This is a genomic window from Bradyrhizobium sp. ORS 111 (genome assembly GCF_045571485.1).
Taxonomy (GTDB): Bacteria; Pseudomonadota; Alphaproteobacteria; order Rhizobiales; family Xanthobacteraceae; genus Bradyrhizobium.
Genome location: NZ_CP120701.1, coordinates 139,814 through 154,020, shown reverse-complemented (window position 1 = coordinate 154,020; position 14,207 = coordinate 139,814). Strand labels below are relative to the sequence as shown.

General features: G+C 63.5%; 15 protein-coding genes. 4 read left to right on the top strand and 11 right to left on the bottom strand.

Annotated features, from left to right (window positions below; all coding sequences use genetic code 11):
• Positions 1-228: 228 nt before the first annotated feature.
• The 5 genes from P6U30_RS00690 to pheS all read right to left on the bottom strand — a co-directional run bounded on the left by P6U30_RS00690 (position 229) and on the right by pheS (position 6,382).
• Positions 229-1,173: an MBL fold metallo-hydrolase gene (locus P6U30_RS00690; RefSeq protein WP_407167672.1), complete on the bottom strand. Its 945-nt coding sequence runs from the start codon at positions 1,171-1,173 to the stop codon at positions 229-231.
• Positions 1,174-1,211: 38 nt separating this feature from the next.
• Positions 1,212-1,988 carry a sulfite exporter TauE/SafE family protein gene (locus P6U30_RS00685; RefSeq protein WP_407167671.1) on the bottom strand — a complete coding sequence of 259 codons (777 nt, stop codon included), beginning with the start codon at positions 1,986-1,988 and terminating at the stop codon, positions 1,212-1,214.
• Between the two features lie 249 nt (positions 1,989-2,237).
• A complete protein-coding gene (gene pheT / locus P6U30_RS00680; RefSeq protein WP_407167670.1) occupies positions 2,238-4,688 on the bottom strand; it encodes a phenylalanine--tRNA ligase subunit beta in 2,451 nt (816 codons plus the stop codon).
• The gene (locus P6U30_RS00675) at positions 4,685-5,119 is read right to left on the bottom strand and encodes an endonuclease domain-containing protein (protein WP_407167669.1); all 435 of its coding nucleotides are present in this window, start codon (positions 5,117-5,119) and stop codon (positions 4,685-4,687) included. Before P6U30_RS00675 ends, pheT begins: the two co-directional genes overlap by 4 nt.
• Before the next feature lie 180 nt (positions 5,120-5,299).
• Positions 5,300-6,382, bottom strand: coding sequence for a phenylalanine--tRNA ligase subunit alpha (gene pheS / locus P6U30_RS00670; RefSeq protein WP_407167668.1), 1,083 nt, complete (start codon positions 6,380-6,382; stop codon positions 5,300-5,302).
• Between the two features lie 208 nt (positions 6,383-6,590).
• Here pheS and P6U30_RS00665 point away from each other — a divergent pair, with 208 nt between their 5' ends.
• Entirely contained in the window at positions 6,591-7,004 is a 414-nt protein-coding gene (locus tag P6U30_RS00665; protein ID WP_407167667.1) for a hypothetical protein, read from the top strand.
• A gap of 4 nt (positions 7,005-7,008) precedes the next feature.
• Here the strand turns inward: P6U30_RS00665 and rplT are convergent, their stop codons facing one another.
• From rplT to infC, 3 genes are all read right to left on the bottom strand, one after another.
• Positions 7,009-7,368, bottom strand: coding sequence for a 50S ribosomal protein L20 (gene rplT, locus P6U30_RS00660; protein WP_407167666.1), 360 nt, complete (start codon positions 7,366-7,368; stop codon positions 7,009-7,011).
• A 75-nt stretch (positions 7,369-7,443) separates the two neighbouring features.
• Positions 7,444-7,644: a 50S ribosomal protein L35 gene (rpmI, locus tag P6U30_RS00655; RefSeq protein WP_008539890.1), complete on the bottom strand. Its 201-nt coding sequence runs from the start codon at positions 7,642-7,644 to the stop codon at positions 7,444-7,446.
• 475 nt (positions 7,645-8,119) lie between these two features.
• On the bottom strand, positions 8,120-8,659 hold the full coding sequence (gene infC, locus P6U30_RS00650) for a translation initiation factor IF-3 (protein ID WP_407152714.1): 540 nt from the start codon (positions 8,657-8,659) through the stop codon (positions 8,120-8,122).
• A 228-nt stretch (positions 8,660-8,887) separates the two neighbouring features.
• Between infC and P6U30_RS00645 the strand changes: the two genes are divergently transcribed.
• Positions 8,888-9,682, top strand: coding sequence for an alpha/beta hydrolase (locus tag P6U30_RS00645; RefSeq protein ID WP_407167665.1), 795 nt, complete (start codon positions 8,888-8,890; stop codon positions 9,680-9,682).
• A 143-nt stretch (positions 9,683-9,825) separates the two neighbouring features.
• Positions 9,826-10,296: a nuclear transport factor 2 family protein gene (locus tag P6U30_RS00640; RefSeq protein ID WP_407167664.1), complete on the top strand. Its 471-nt coding sequence runs from the start codon at positions 9,826-9,828 to the stop codon at positions 10,294-10,296.
• 141 nt (positions 10,297-10,437) lie between these two features.
• On the opposite strand, the gene P6U30_RS00635 is transcribed toward P6U30_RS00640, so the two are convergent.
• Genes P6U30_RS00635 through P6U30_RS00625 form a run of 3 tightly spaced genes read right to left on the bottom strand, consistent with a single transcriptional unit; the run spans position 10,438 to position 13,104 of the window.
• On the bottom strand, positions 10,438-11,235 hold the full coding sequence (locus P6U30_RS00635; RefSeq protein ID WP_407167663.1) for an acyl-CoA thioesterase domain-containing protein: 798 nt from the start codon (positions 11,233-11,235) through the stop codon (positions 10,438-10,440).
• Positions 11,236-11,269: 34 nt separating this feature from the next.
• Positions 11,270-12,463 carry a tRNA epoxyqueuosine(34) reductase QueG gene (gene queG, locus P6U30_RS00630; protein WP_407167662.1) on the bottom strand — a complete coding sequence of 398 codons (1,194 nt, stop codon included), beginning with the start codon at positions 12,461-12,463 and terminating at the stop codon, positions 11,270-11,272.
• Positions 12,412-13,104: a glutathione S-transferase family protein gene (locus P6U30_RS00625; RefSeq protein WP_407149513.1), complete on the bottom strand. Its 693-nt coding sequence runs from the start codon at positions 13,102-13,104 to the stop codon at positions 12,412-12,414. The genes queG and P6U30_RS00625 overlap by 52 nt, the downstream gene beginning before the upstream one ends.
• Before the next feature lie 266 nt (positions 13,105-13,370).
• Between P6U30_RS00625 and P6U30_RS00620 the strand changes: the two genes are divergently transcribed.
• The gene (locus P6U30_RS00620) at positions 13,371-14,177 is read left to right on the top strand and encodes an undecaprenyl-diphosphate phosphatase (protein WP_407167661.1); all 807 of its coding nucleotides are present in this window, start codon (positions 13,371-13,373) and stop codon (positions 14,175-14,177) included.
• The last annotated feature ends 30 nt before the right edge of the window (positions 14,178-14,207 follow it).

Here is a 14,207-nt window from a genome sequence, read left to right as displayed (position 1 = left end):
TCCCTGCGAAAGCAGGGACCCATACCCCGCGGCGGGAGTTGTAGGCCGGACTCGTCGTTCCAGCATCGTTCAACAACAACCATTCGTGGTTATGGGTCCCTGCTTTCGCAGGGACGACATCGAATTTGTTCTGGCATTGCGATCATACGTCGCAGATCACGCGTCTGCGTTCTCGCGACACGACGTGTCCGAGGTTTGTCTGTCTCCGCTCTGAACGAGAGACGACGCTCACACCGGCAGCTTCAGCTCCATCAAATCCTTCGCGACCACGATGCGGCCCGAGTAGTGCTTCTTCACGTCCCTGGCCCAGTCGTCATCGGTGACGAGCGGATCGTCGCCGGGCACGAAGTGGCTGAGTGCGAGCACCTTCACATTGGCGGCGGCGGCGATGCGGCCGACGTCCTCGGTCGAGGTGTGGCTGTCGAGCAGATGCTTCTTCAGCGTTGCGCCGTTCTTGGTCTTCGCCACCAGGCGATCGACCGCGGGGAGGTAGAGGCACTCATGCACCAGCACGTCGGCGCCCTTGGCGAACTCGGCGAGCTTCGGATTGTAGTTGGTGTCGCTGGAGAACACGATCACGCCGTCGGGTGTCTCAAATTTGTAGGCGAAATTGTCGGTGATCGGCGGATGCGGCGTGCGGAACGCGGTGACGGTCACCTCTGGCGTCTTCAGCACCACGCCATCTTCGGTGATGTCTTTTGCGATCAGAAGCTTACGCGGGTCGGGACGGCCCTCATCCACGATCCGTGTCTCGACGTCGAACTTGTTGAGCTCCCAATATTCCTTCGTCATCGCCTCGATGCCCTTGGGGCCGAACGAATGGATCGGCGTCGTGAGGCCGGCGGCCCAGGCGTTGTAGAACAGATTGCCGTATTCGAGGTTGTGATCGGAATGGTGGTGGCTGATGAGGATGTACTTCACCGAGGGGATCGGCACGCCGGCGTTGACGAGCTGACGGCTGACGCCCATGCCGCAATCGATCACGAACGGCGTGTCGCCGACGACGACAAGGTTGGCGGGATTGGAGGCGCCGATGCCGACGCGGGGCCCGCCTTTGGTGCCGAGGAACACGATGCGCGTCCGCGGCTTCGCCCCTTGCGCGCGGACGGCGGGCGCGGCGAGCATGGCGGCGCTGCCGAGCGCCAGCTTCAATGCGTTGCGACGGTCGATCACGGGTCCCTCCCTGAATCTCATCTTCGATTGAGGCGAGCCTAGCCGCCGCGCAAAATGCCATCAAGCGCCGGCAGGCCGGCGATGACCGCGGCGGCGATCAGCGCGTAGCAGATCGCACGAAACATGACCTCGCTCGCCTTGCCGAACAGCGACGCGCCGAACCAGACGCCGACACCGTAGACCGGACCGACGATCAGCGAGAACTTGACCGAATCGAAAGTGATGAGACCGGAGAGCCAATAGCTGGCCAGCGAGAAGAAATCGGAGGCGCCGAAGAACAGCAGGATGTTGGCGCGCGAGATCGCCGATGGGATCGGACGTCCGAGCCAGTAGCCGACGATCGGCGGACCGCCGGTCTGCGCAAGCCCGCTGCAGAAGCCGGACAGGCCGCCAATGCCGACCGACAGCGTGACGTGATCCTTGCCACGATAGCGCCAGCCGGACAGCAGCAGCACCAGCAGGGCGGCGACGAAGCAGGAGATGATCCAGCGCGTGGTGACGGGATCGAGCACGGTGAGGAAATAGGTGCCGATGGGAACGCCGACCAGCGCGCCCGCGACCATCACCGCGGTCGCTCTTCGGTCGGCATGTTTCCAGGCGTTCGGCAATAGCGGCGTGGCCGCGACGAAATCGATCACAAGCAGCAGCGCCGCGACCAGCCGCGGCGCCGCGATGCTGCTCGCCAGCGGCATGAAGATGAGCGCCGAGCCGAAGCCGGAAAAGCCGCGCGCCGTGCCGGAGACAAACGCGATCCCGCAGATTGCGAGCGCGACCGCGGTGCTGACGTCGGACGGGATGAGGGAGAGGGGAGTCATGGAAGGGACGGGGAAGGTCGGTCGGCGTGAACGACGCGAGCGCTCCGATCCATCCATTCCCTCCTCCGCTTGCGGGGGAGGGTTAGGGTGGGGGCTTGCGCCGCGTTGGTGTTTTCAATGTGATGCACCGTCAGCCTCTTCGCGCGCACGATCGTTGAGGCGATCGACTTTCTTGCTGAAATTCCCTACGCGGAGAGACCCCAACCCCGGCCCTCCCCGCAAGCGGGAGAGGGATTATCCGCGGCCGCATCAGCCACGCTGCGTGCCGCCGGTCTTCTTCTCCACCTCGGCGACGATCTTCGTCGCGACGGCGTCGATCTCCTGATCGGTCATGGTTTTTTCGACCGGTTGGATCGTCACCGCAATCGCGATGGACTTCCTTCCTTCAGGGACACCCTTGGCTTCGTAGTTGCCGGATGCCTGATAGACGTCGAACACCGTCACGCTTGTGATTAACTTCTTGTCAGCGTTTTGTGCGGCGCGGACTACGTCGATCGCGTTCGTGTCGCGGTCCACGAAGAAGGCAAAGTCGCGCGAGACTGGCTGGAATGCGGAAAGTTCGATCAATGGCTTGGCGCGGGTCGCCTTCCGTTTGCCTTCCGGTATGCGTTCGAGGATCACCTCGAAGGCAATCATCGGTCCATCGGCACCGAGCTTCTCTAGTGTCCGCGGATGCAGCTCACCGAAATGGCCCAGAACGTTTTGTGGACCGATCTGAATCGTGCCGGAACGTCCCGGATGCAGCCAACTGGCTCTCCCGCGAACAATCTGTAGCGCCTGCATCGGAGCACCCGCCGCAGCCAACACTGCAAGTGCATCCGCCTTGCTTTCAAGGACGCGCTTTTCGGTTGTGCGTAGCACCGTCGGATCATTTGGATCAGACCAGCTCCGGCCAAGACCAAGAGAAGATGACATTCCGTGGCGCACCCCGGAGGCGGCGACGAACTGGTCCTCCGGCCTGTCGCCGCGGAACACCTGGCCGACCTCGAACAACGCGACATCGGGATAGCCGCGATTGATGTTGGATTGCGCCGCGGCGACGAGGCCGGGCAGCAGGCTCGGCCGCATGTCGGAGAGGTCGGCCGCGATCGGATTGGCGAGCACGAGCTCGGGCTGCCCGCCGCCGAACATCCTGGCCGCATCGTTGGTGATGAACGACCAGGTCACCGCTTCCACCATGCCGCGCGCGGCCAGCGCACGCTTGGCGCGGCGGGTGCGGAGCTGAATCGGCGTCAGCACCGGCTTGCGCGGCTCCTCGCCGCGATCGAACGGCGTCATCGGCACCTTGTCGACGCCGACGATGCGCACGATCTCCTCGACGATGTCGGCCTTGCCGTGAATATCGGTGCGCCAGGACGGGACCGCGATCTTCACGACCGGGCCGTTGCCGGCCAGCATGAAGCCGAGCCGGCTCAGGATCAGCTTCACCTCGACCAGCGGCACCTCGATGCCCGCGAGGCGTTTCACTTCGCTAAGCGGGAAATCGATCACGCGATCTTCGCCGAAGCGATTGCCGACCACGACGTTCTCGGACGGCGCGCCGCCGCAGAGATCCATCACCATCCTGGTCGCGAGCTCGAGCCCCGGCACCATGAAGGCCGGATCGACGCCACGCTCGAAGCGATAGCGCGCGTCCGAATTGATGCCGAGCTTGCGCCCGCTCTGGGCGATGTTGATCTCGTTCCACAGCGCCGATTCGATCAGCACGTCGGTCGTGTTCTCATCACAGCCCGAGGCTTCGCCGCCCATGATGCCGGCGAGCGATTCGACGCCGTGCTCGTCGGCGATCACGCATACATTGCTGTCGAGCGTATAGGTGCGGCCGTCGAGCGCGAGCAGGGTCTCGCCGTCCCTGGCGCGGCGGACGGTGAGATTGCCCTTCACCTTCTTGGCATCGAACACATGCAGCGGACGGGCGCGGTCGTAGGTCATGAAGTTGGTGATGTCGACCAGCGCATTGATCGGGCGCAGCCCGATCGCGGTCAGCCGCTTCTGCAACCATTCCGGCGACGGGCGGTTCTTCACCCCGCGCACCAGGCGCAGCGCGAAGCCGGGGCAGAGATCGGGATCTTCCACCGTCACCTGCACCGGACAGGGGAATTCACCCTTGATCGGCTTGATCGCGGGCTCCTTGAGCTTGCCCATGTCGGCGGCAGAGAGATCGCGTGCGATGCCGTGCACGCCGGCGCAATCCTGCCGGTTCGGCGTCAAATTGATCTCGATGACGGGGTCGCCGAGCGCGGCCCATTCGGCAAAGCCCTTGCCGATGGGAGCGTCGGCCGGCAGCTCCATGATGCCGTCGTGATCCTCGGAGATCTGCAACTCGGCCGCGGAGCACAGCATGCCGCGGCTCTCGACGCCGCGGATCGTGCCGACGCCGAGCGTGATGTTCTTGCCGGGGATGTAGGTGCCGGGCGGCGAAAACACGCTGATCAGCCCGGCACGCGCATTCGGCGCGCCGCACACCACCTGTACCGGCGCACCCCCGTCACCGGTGTCGACCATGCACACCCGCAGGCGATCAGCATTGGGATGCTGCTCGGCCGAGATCACCCGCGCGATCGTAAAGGGCGCCAGTTGCTTCGCCTTGTCCTCGATGCTCTCGACCTCGAGCCCGATCATGGTGAGCCTGTCGGCAAGCTTGTCCAGCGGCTCGTCGGTCTCGAGATGATCCTTCAGCCAGGAGAGGGTGAACTTCATGACGACGACTTCTCCAGTCCCCTCTCCCGCTTGCGGGGGAGGGTTAGGGTGGGGGCTCTCTCCGCGATGGCAGCGGCGATTGTTTCAAGGACGCCTGTGCGATTTGTCAGGACGTCGAGATTGCTGAAGCGCAGTACCTTGAATCCCTTCGCTTCAATGACGGCGGAGCGCACGGCATCGGCGCGTTCGCCTTGATCTGAGAAATGCTGACCGCCGTCGAGTTCGATGACAAGCTTCGCTGCATGGCAGACGAAGTCGACGACGTAGTTGTCGATCGGGACCTGGCGACGGAAGATTGCGCCGTTGAGTCGATTGCCGCGTAGCTCGGACCAGAGGATTCGCTCGACATCGGTCGAGTTTCTGCGAAGCGTGCGCGCGTTCGAACGCAGTTTCTGGGGGATCTTCCAGTCCGGGTGTTCAGGATCGACCATCGCTAGCCCCTTTGTGGAGAGACCCCCACCCCAGCCCTCCCCCGCAAGCGGGAGAGGGAGTCTGATCTTTCGTGGCGGTGCAGTCTTCGGATCCATTTGAACAAGCCCTATCCGTTCCCTCCCCCGCAAGGGGGGAGGGAATGGAGAGAGCCCCCGCGTATCGGTGCTCCCGTGCCAGCCTCACGAACTCAACCCTCCCGCAATCGCCGGGATGTCGAGCGGCTTGAAGCCGTAGTGGTTGAGCCAGCGGACGTCGCTGTCGAACAGTTGGCGCAGATCGGCGATGCCGTATTTCAGCATCGCGATGCGGTCGATGCCCATGCCCCAGGCGAAGCCCTGGTAGACGTCGGGATCGAGGCCGCAGGCGCGCAGCACGTTCGGATGCACCATGCCGCAGCCGAGAATCTCGAGCCAGTCCTCGCCCTCGCCGAAGCGGATCTCGCCCTTGTCGCGACGGCACTGGATGTCGACCTCGAGCGACGGCTCGGTGAACGGAAAGAACGACGGGCGGAACCGCATGTTGATGTGGTCGACCTCGAAGAACGCCTTGCAGAACTCGTGCAGGATCCATTTGAGGTGGCCGAGATGCGAGCCCTTGTCGATGACGAGGCCCTCGACCTGGTGGAATTGCGGCGTATGTGTCGCGTCCGAGTCGATGCGGTAGGTGCGGCCGGGGCAGATCACGCGGATCGGCGGCTTCTGCGTCAGCATGGTACGCACCTGCACCGGCGAGGTGTGGGTCCGCAGCAGCATGCGCGAGCCATCGTCCTTCGGATTGAAGAAGAAGGTGTCGTGCATCTCCCGCGCCGGATGGCCTTCGGGGAAGTTCAGCTTGGTGAAGTTGTAATCATCGGTCTCGATGTCCGGTCCTTCGGCGACCGAGAAGCCCATGTCGGCGAAAATGGTGGTGAGCTCGTCCCAAACCTGGCTCAGCGGATGGATGCGACCGGCCTCGGCCGGCGCCTCGCGCAGCGGCAGCGTGACATCGATGGTCTCCGAGGCGAGGCGCGCATCGAGCGCGGCCTCTTTCAGTACGTCGCGCTTTGTCGCGAGCGCCTGGGTCACCGCATCCTTGGCGAGGTTGATCGCTGCGCCTTGCGTCTTGCGCTCCTCCGGCGACATCTTGCCGAGGGTGGCGAGCAGCGCGGAGATCGAGCCCTTCTTGCCGAGGGCTGAGACGCGCACCGCCTCAAGGGCAGCTTCGTCGTTCGCCGCGGCGATCTGGTCGAGAATGGATTTTTCGAGCGTTGCGAGGTCGGACACGGTCAATTCCCTGCAGTTTGGCCGGAGCATGATCTGGTCGGAAAACCGGTACCCACTTTTCCGGATCACGCCGCAAAATTCGGCTGGGTTGTCGCCGCCCGAAGGCCGTAACGTCAAGCAAAAAGCCGGTCATTTCGGGCGGATGACGGGCTGCATTGAACCCCTTCGCGCGAGCGCGGCACCAAGGGGGTAACGAGGAGACCACGCGATGTTCTTGCGATCCGGTCTGGCCGTCCTGACGGTGCTGTTCGCTCTTGGCGCCTCAGGGGCCGCCACGGCGGACTGTCCGGCCAAATCGACCCAGATGGATGACATCATCGCGGCGCTGAAGGCGGCGCCGAGCTGCAATCGCGCAATGACGATCTTCGAGGCGTGCGAATACGGCGCCAGCGGAGACGTCCAGTTCGGCGCCGTGGTCGAGCAGAAGTGCGAGGCGGACTTCCTGCCCGGCCTCGGGACGCCGCGGAAAAAGGCCTACCAGCGCGAGCTGCGGGTCTGTGATCGCAAGTACCTGAACGAATCCGGTACCATGTACATGTCGTTCACAGCGCTCTGCCGGGCGGAGGTCGCCCAGCGTTACTCGCAGAAAGCGCTGAAGACCGCCGGCCCGAAGGCCCGCTAGGAGATCAGGCAGCCAGCGCCGCCTTGGCCTTCTCGGCGATCGCCTGGAACGCCGCGGGCTCCCGGATCGCGAGATCCGACAGCACCTTGCGGTCGACCGTGATGCCCGACTTGGAGAGACCGTTGATAAAGACGCTGTAGGTCATGCCAAACGGACGGACGGCGGCATTGATGCGCTGGATCCAGAGCGCGCGGAAGGTGCGCTTCTTGCGCTTGCGGTCGCGGAACGCGTACTGGCCGGCCTTTTCGACGGCCTGCTTGGCGATGCGGATCGTGTTCTTGCGGCGGCCGTAATAGCCCTTGGCGGCCTTGTAGACTTTCTTGTGCTTGGCGTGAGCGGTCACACCGCGTTTGACGCGAGACATGACGGAAATCCTTGAGATCTAGAAGAGGTGACTGTTCGCCGCGCCGGGCGCGGCGGGGTTCAAGCGGATGCGCGATCAGGCGTTCGGCAAGAAGTACTTCTTGACGTTGTCGCCGTCGGTCTTGAACAGCACGCGGGTGCCGCGGAGCTGACGGATCTGCTTCTTCGTCCGCTTGATCATGCCGTGGCGCTTGCCGCGCTGGGCGTGCATGACTTTGCCGGTGGCAGTCACCTTGAAGCGCTTTTTGGCGCCCGATTTGGTCTTCAACTTGGGCATTTGGCTCTCCTTCAGGCCAAGCACGAAATCCGCCCCGAGGAGGCGTTCTGCCGGCTAAAATGCTCGTTAGAGCGTTGAAAGTGCTAGGATACTTTCCGAATTGAAAGCCCCTGCACGACACGTCGCCACGGCAGCCCTTGATCAGCCGGGCGGCGAAGGTCCGGCTTATGGCAGAGGATCGGCCATTTTGCAACGTTTGAAGCGGCGGAACCGGCGATAGATCTATCTTCCCCTTCCCCCTGAAAGGGGGAAGGACGGGATGGGGGTCAGCCACGGGCGCCGGCGGATGCGGAGAGAAGATCCCCACCCGCTTTGCTCTGGCGAGCAAAGCGACCTCCCTTTTCAAGGAAGCTTGGCGGGATTGCGCAAAGGAGCGGCCCCGGATTGCGTTTCGCTCCATCTGGACCACGAAAATGAAACAGCCCGTCAGATCGCCTGACGGGCCGTTCCAAACGCCGAAATCGACTAACTTGAATTAGCGCGGCGCCAGCACCATCACGACCTGGCGGCCCTCGAACTTCGCGTCCTGCTCGACCTTGGCGAACTCGGCGACGTCGGCCTTCACCTTGTCGAGAAGCTTGGTGCCGATCTCCTGGTGCGCCATTTCACGACCGCGGTAGCGCAAGGTGATCTTGACCTTGTCGCCCTCTTCGAAGAAGCGCTGCATCGCGCGCATCTTCACGTCGTAATCGTGATCGTCGATCATCGGGCGGAGCTTGATCTCCTTGATCTCGACGACCTTCTGCTTCTTGCGGGCTTCGGCGGCCTTCTTCTGCGCAGAATACTTGTACTTCCCGTAGTCCATGATCTTGCAGACGGGAGGATTGGTATTCGGCGAAATCTCGACCAGATCCATCCCGGCATCCATGGCCATGCGCACGGCCACCACGGTTTCAACGGTGCCTTTGTTGACACCATCCTGATCGATTAGCTGGATCTGCGCGTTGCGAATCTCGTCATTGGTGCGCGGCCCGTCTTTGGCGACTGTCGGCGGGGCTCTATTGGGACGGCGAATGGGTAACTCTCCAAAGTTGTGAAAGGGAAGGCCGATATTTTGAAGCAAGACGCTGCAACGGGCAAGCGAACTCGCCATCTACCCGGCAAAACTGCCAATTGCGAGGCATTTTAGCCACGCCCGGCACATAAGGCCGCTGCATCTGCTCCGCAAGGCGTGGACCGCAGCCGTTGACCGATGCCGTCGGCTCATTGAAAACCAACTATCTGACACGCGAGTAACCGAACCATGAGCCAAACCGCCACCCCTGAACAGGAACCAGCTTTTATCGAGGTCGGCGAGGGCGGTGGCCGGCGCCGGATCGCGGTGCGCGCCCGCAGCGGGGGCAGTCCCGGGCTGTTCTGGCTCGGCGGTTTCAATTCCGACATGAAGGGCACCAAGGCGATCGCGCTCGATGCCTGGGCCGCCGAGCACGGCCGCGGTTGCATCAGGTTCGATTATTCCGGCCACGGCGAATCCGGCGGGCAATTCGTCGATGGCACGATCGGCCGCTGGCTCGAGGAGAGCGTCGCAGTGTTCACTGAGTTCTGCCAAGGGCCGCAGGTGGTGATCGGTTCCTCGATGGGCGGCTGGATGGCGCTTCTGCTGGCGCGCGAGATCGCCCGGCGCGGCAACGAAAAGGCACAGCTCGCGGGTCTCGTGCTGATCGCGCCGGCGCCGGACTTCACCGAGGAGCTGATGTGGAAGGGGTTTTCACCCGAGATCCGCGCCGAGATCGAAACCAAGGGCGTCTGGCTCCGGCCGTCGGAATATGGCGATGGCACGCCCTATCCGATCACCCGCAATCTGATCGAGGACGGCCGCAACCACCTGCTGCTGGGAAGCAAGATCGACGTCGGCTGCCCGGTGCGTATCCTGCAAGGCGCGCAGGATCCCGACGTGCCGTGGAAGCACGCCTTCGCGCTGGTGCACCGGCTGCCGGCGGAGGACGTGGTGCTGACCATGATCCAGGACGGCGACCATCGTCTGTCGCGGCCGCAGGACATCGCGCGGATCATCGCCGCGGTGGCGGAGATCGGCTAGCGCACCGGCGTATCCCGCTGTCATCATCCGCGAAAGCGGATGATCCAGTACGCCGCGGCCTATCGATTCATTTCGAATGCTCTGGAATGGAATACTGGATGCCCGCCTGCGCGGGCATGACGAAAAGGCCGGGAGAGATGCCAATGGATACGACGACAATGCTGCGCGCGTTCTGCGACGCGGTCGAGCAGCGTAACGGCAAGGCGTTTGCAAGCCTCTTTACCGAGGATGGCGTCTATCACGACGTGTTCTACGGCGCCTTCAAGGGCCACGCGGCGATCGCCGAGATGATCGACGACTGGTTCTACCGGACCGCGACCGACTTCCGCTGGGACATGCACGATCCCGTCTCCGACGGCGCAACGCTCTATGCGCGCTACACGTTCAGCTACCGATCGAGCTTGCCTGAAGCCAACGGCGCCCGCGCGATGTTCGAGGGCGTCTCGATCATGACGCTGCGCGACGGCAAGATCGCGAGCTATCATGAGGTCGCCAACACCGCGCCCGCCTTCGTCGACCTGAAATTCGCGCCGGAGCGGATCGCCAAGATCGTGGCCAAGCAGGGCGCCGCGCTGAAAGCGCGGCCGGAGATGAAGCGGCATTTGGAGCCCTAGCCTCCTCGGCACCGTCATTGCGAGGAGCGAAGCGACGAAGCAATCCATGCTTCGGCACGTGGAGAGATGGATTGCTTCGCGGAGCCTGTCATCGGGCGCGCGTTCGCGCGACCAGTTGGCTCGCAATGACGGCAGAGGGCCTTACGGCGGCGGCGGATTGGTCATCGGCCGGCGCTGCGCCAGTGCCGCGACCGTGGAGGTGCCGATCGGTCCTTTCTCATCGTAGAGCCAGCATTCGCCGATCGCGACGCCGTCGGTGGCGTGATGGTTCACCACCTCGAATCCGATCCATCGCGTCGCTGGCAGGCGGTGCAGATAGATCGTGACGTCGCTGTTGATGTAGCCGAGCCCCTGGTCGCCGGCATTGGCGAACGGGCTGGCGAAATCCGCACCCGTCGCGACATGGACGAACGGCGTCATCGGCACGCCCTCGACCAGTTCGCGCACCTCGCTCATCCACAGCCGGCGCGCACCGAGCGAACCCATATGGCCTGCGATCGGGCGGGTTTCCCATTTGCCGTTCATGCCGAGCCTCGGATCGGTCGGCTTCGGAATGTCCGACGGTGCCGGCACCTCCCAGTTCGGCGGCGACCAGACATTGCCGGGCGCATTTTCGGTTCGGCGCAACAACTGGCAGGAAGCACGCGCCATGCTGGTGCCGCCGGAGACAAATTCGGCCTCGATCACCTTGATGCGCAGGCCGTCGCGCACCAGCCTTGTCGTCACCTCGATCGGCGTCGTGATGTTGGGCAGCCGGAACATGTCGACGGTCAACCGCGCTGGCACGAAATCATCGGAGCTGTGGCGCTCTTCGATGACGAAAGCGAGCAGGCCGATCACGACGCGGCCGTGCAGGGATTCCGGACTCCACGGTCCGTTCGCAACTGATGTCGGCATGAAGCCGGCACCGTGCCTGGTGAAGAAGGGCTGGTTTGTCATGGCGCGCGACCATGACGGGAACGGCGCGATGAAATCAAGAGGCAGCGCGAGCCGCACGCCACTCCTGCTGCACGGCGACGTCGGGCTCGCCGCCGGCACGCGATGCCAGCGCCGCGAACTCGTCCCGCGCGATCAGTTGCGACAACGCCCACACTGCCGCGCCGCGTACCAGCGGGCTTGCATCGTCGAGCAGTCGTCTCGCCTCCTCGGCCAGCGCAGCCTCGCCGGAATTGCCGATCGCGATCAGCACATTGCGAATGAAGCTGTTACGGCCGATGCGCTTGACCGGCGATTTCGCAAACAGCGCGCGGAAGGCGGCGTCGTCGAGCCGGGCGAGATCGGCAAGCCTTGCCGCACGGAGCGCGTCGCGCGCGGCGAGCTTCTGTTCGCGGCCTGCTTGCGCGAATTTGTTCCACGGACACGCGGCAAGGCAATCGTCGCAGCCATAGATGCGGTTGCCGATGCTCTTGCGGAATTCGTGCGGGATCGGCCCCTTGTTCTCGATGGTCAGATACGAGATGCAGCGCCGCGCATCGAGCTTGTAGGGCGCGGGAAAAGCCGCGGTCGGACAGATGTCCTGGCAGGCTCGGCAACTGCCGCAATGATCGGTGTCGGGCTCATCGCGCGGCAGCTCGGTGGCGGAATAGATCGCGCCCAGAAACAGCCACGAGCCGAATTCGCGCGAGACGAGATTGGTGTGCTTGCCCTGCCAGCCGATCCCGGCGGCCTGCGCCAGCGGCTTCTCCATCACGGCAGCAGTATCGATAAATACTTTCACCTCGTCGCCGGTCTCGGCGGCGAGCCATCGCGCCAGCGTCTTCAGGCGCTTCTTGATCACGTCGTGATAGTCGTCGCCCTGCGCATAGACCGAGATCGCGCCGCGGTTGGGGCGCTCGAGAATCCTCAGCGGGTCCTCGTCGGGTCCATAGTTGACGCCGAGCATGATGATCGAGCGCACGCCGGGCCACAGCCCGCGCGGATCGGTGCGGCGCGCAGGGTTGGCGGCAAGCCAGTCCATGTCGCCATGGCCGCCATCTTCGAGGAATGCGAGGAAATGCTTGCCGGCCGCTGCGATCGCGTCGGGACCGGTGATGCCGATGCCATCGAAGCCGAGCGCACGCGCCTCGCGCGTCAGCGCCGCCTTCAGATCATCAGGAGAAAGCCTGATCGCCGGGTTCAGAAGTCGAGGTCCACATAGGTGCGCGACGCCGGCACCCCCGCCAGCCATTCGCTGAGCAGCGGGCGGAACGACGGGCGGGATTTCACCCGCGCGTACCACGACTTTGCCGCGTCGTCCTCGCTCCATGGCACGTCGCCCAGATAGTCGATCGCCGAAAGATGCGCCGCGGCGGCGAGATCCGCGTAAGTCAGCCGGTCGCCGGCGAGATAGTTCCGCGTCTTGGCGAGCCAGCCGATATAGCTCAGATGATAACGTACATTGACCTTGGCCGCGCGCATGATGTCGGGGGCCGGCGGACCGCCGCCATTGTCCTCGCTCATGAACCGCTTGTAGATGCGCTCGGTCACCAGCGGGTTGGAAGCCTCCTCGAAGAACTTCTCGTTGAACCACGCCATCAGCCGGCGCACCTCGACACGCTCGGCCGTCGATGTCGGCAACAGCCGCCGTTCGCCCGCCTTGAGGCCGTGCGCCTCGTCGACATATTCGGCGATGATCGCAGCGCCCGGAACCGGCGGAAAGCCCTCGGCGATCAGCACCGGCGTGGTCGCCGCCGGATTGAGCGCAAGGAATGCTTCGCGCCGCTCCCACACCCGCTCCTCCACGAGGCGCAGGTCGAGGCCGTACTCGCCGAGCACGAGGCGGATGAAGCGCGAGTGCGGACAGAACGGATGGTGATACAGCGTGTACATGCAGTCCCTGGTAGTGTCGCGGCGCTTAAGAAACCATCAACCTGTGTGACCTGGACTTAAGGGGCTTGGCCGAACCAGTCTCGATCATCTCTATGTCGTGTCATCACGCGAGCCGGTAGCCATCCCCGCGGAGGGGGCGGGTCACAAAAACGCTATAGCTCAGCAAATCCGTCAGGCAACAACTCTTTGCCGTTTTTTTGCGATTGCAGCATAGGGGTGAATAGGCGAGAAGAACGCGGTTCTTCCAGACAAGGGCAGGCCACATCATGATGACGGATACGCTGCGGGCGGTGATTCTCGGCATTGTCGAGGGCGTCACGGAGTTCCTGCCGGTTTCTTCGACGGGTCACCTGCTGCTTGCTGAGCGCTTCTTCAATCTCGGCGAAGGCGACTTCTGGAAGAGCTTCGCGATCCTGATTCAGCTCGGTGCGATTCTGGCGATTGTCGCCCTTTATTTCGTCAAATTGTGGCGCATCGCGCTCGGCATGTTCACCAATTCCGAGGACCGGCGCTTCGTCATCGGCGTGCTGGTGGCGTTCTTGCCGGCGGTCGTGATCGGCTTGATTGCAGGCAAATATATCAAGGAATTCCTGTTCAATCCGTGGGTGGTCTGCTTCTCGCTGATCGTCGGTGGCGCCATCCTGCTGTGGGTCGATCAGCTCGATCTCAAGGTCTATGAAGACGACGCGACCAAATTCCCGCTGCTGATGTATTTCTGGATCGGCGTTGCGCAGTGCATGGCGATGATCCCGGGCGTGTCGCGCTCGGGTGCCAGCATCGTGGCGGCGATGTTGCTCGGCGCCGACAAGAGGTCGTCGGCGGAGTTCTCGTTCTTCCTCGCGATCCCGACCATGGTCGGCGCGTTCGCCTATGATTTCTACAAGAACCGCGCCGACTTCACGACGGACGGTCTCGGCATCATCGCAATCGGTTTCGTGGTGTCCTTCATCACCGCGATGATCGTGGTGAAGACGTTCCTCAACTACGTCACCCGTCACGGCTTCACGTTCTTCGCATGGTGGCGCGTGATCGTCGGCACGCTCGGCCTGATCGCGCTGGCGATGGGTCGGTAAGTCAAGTCTTTCGACGATACGCCGAGTCTT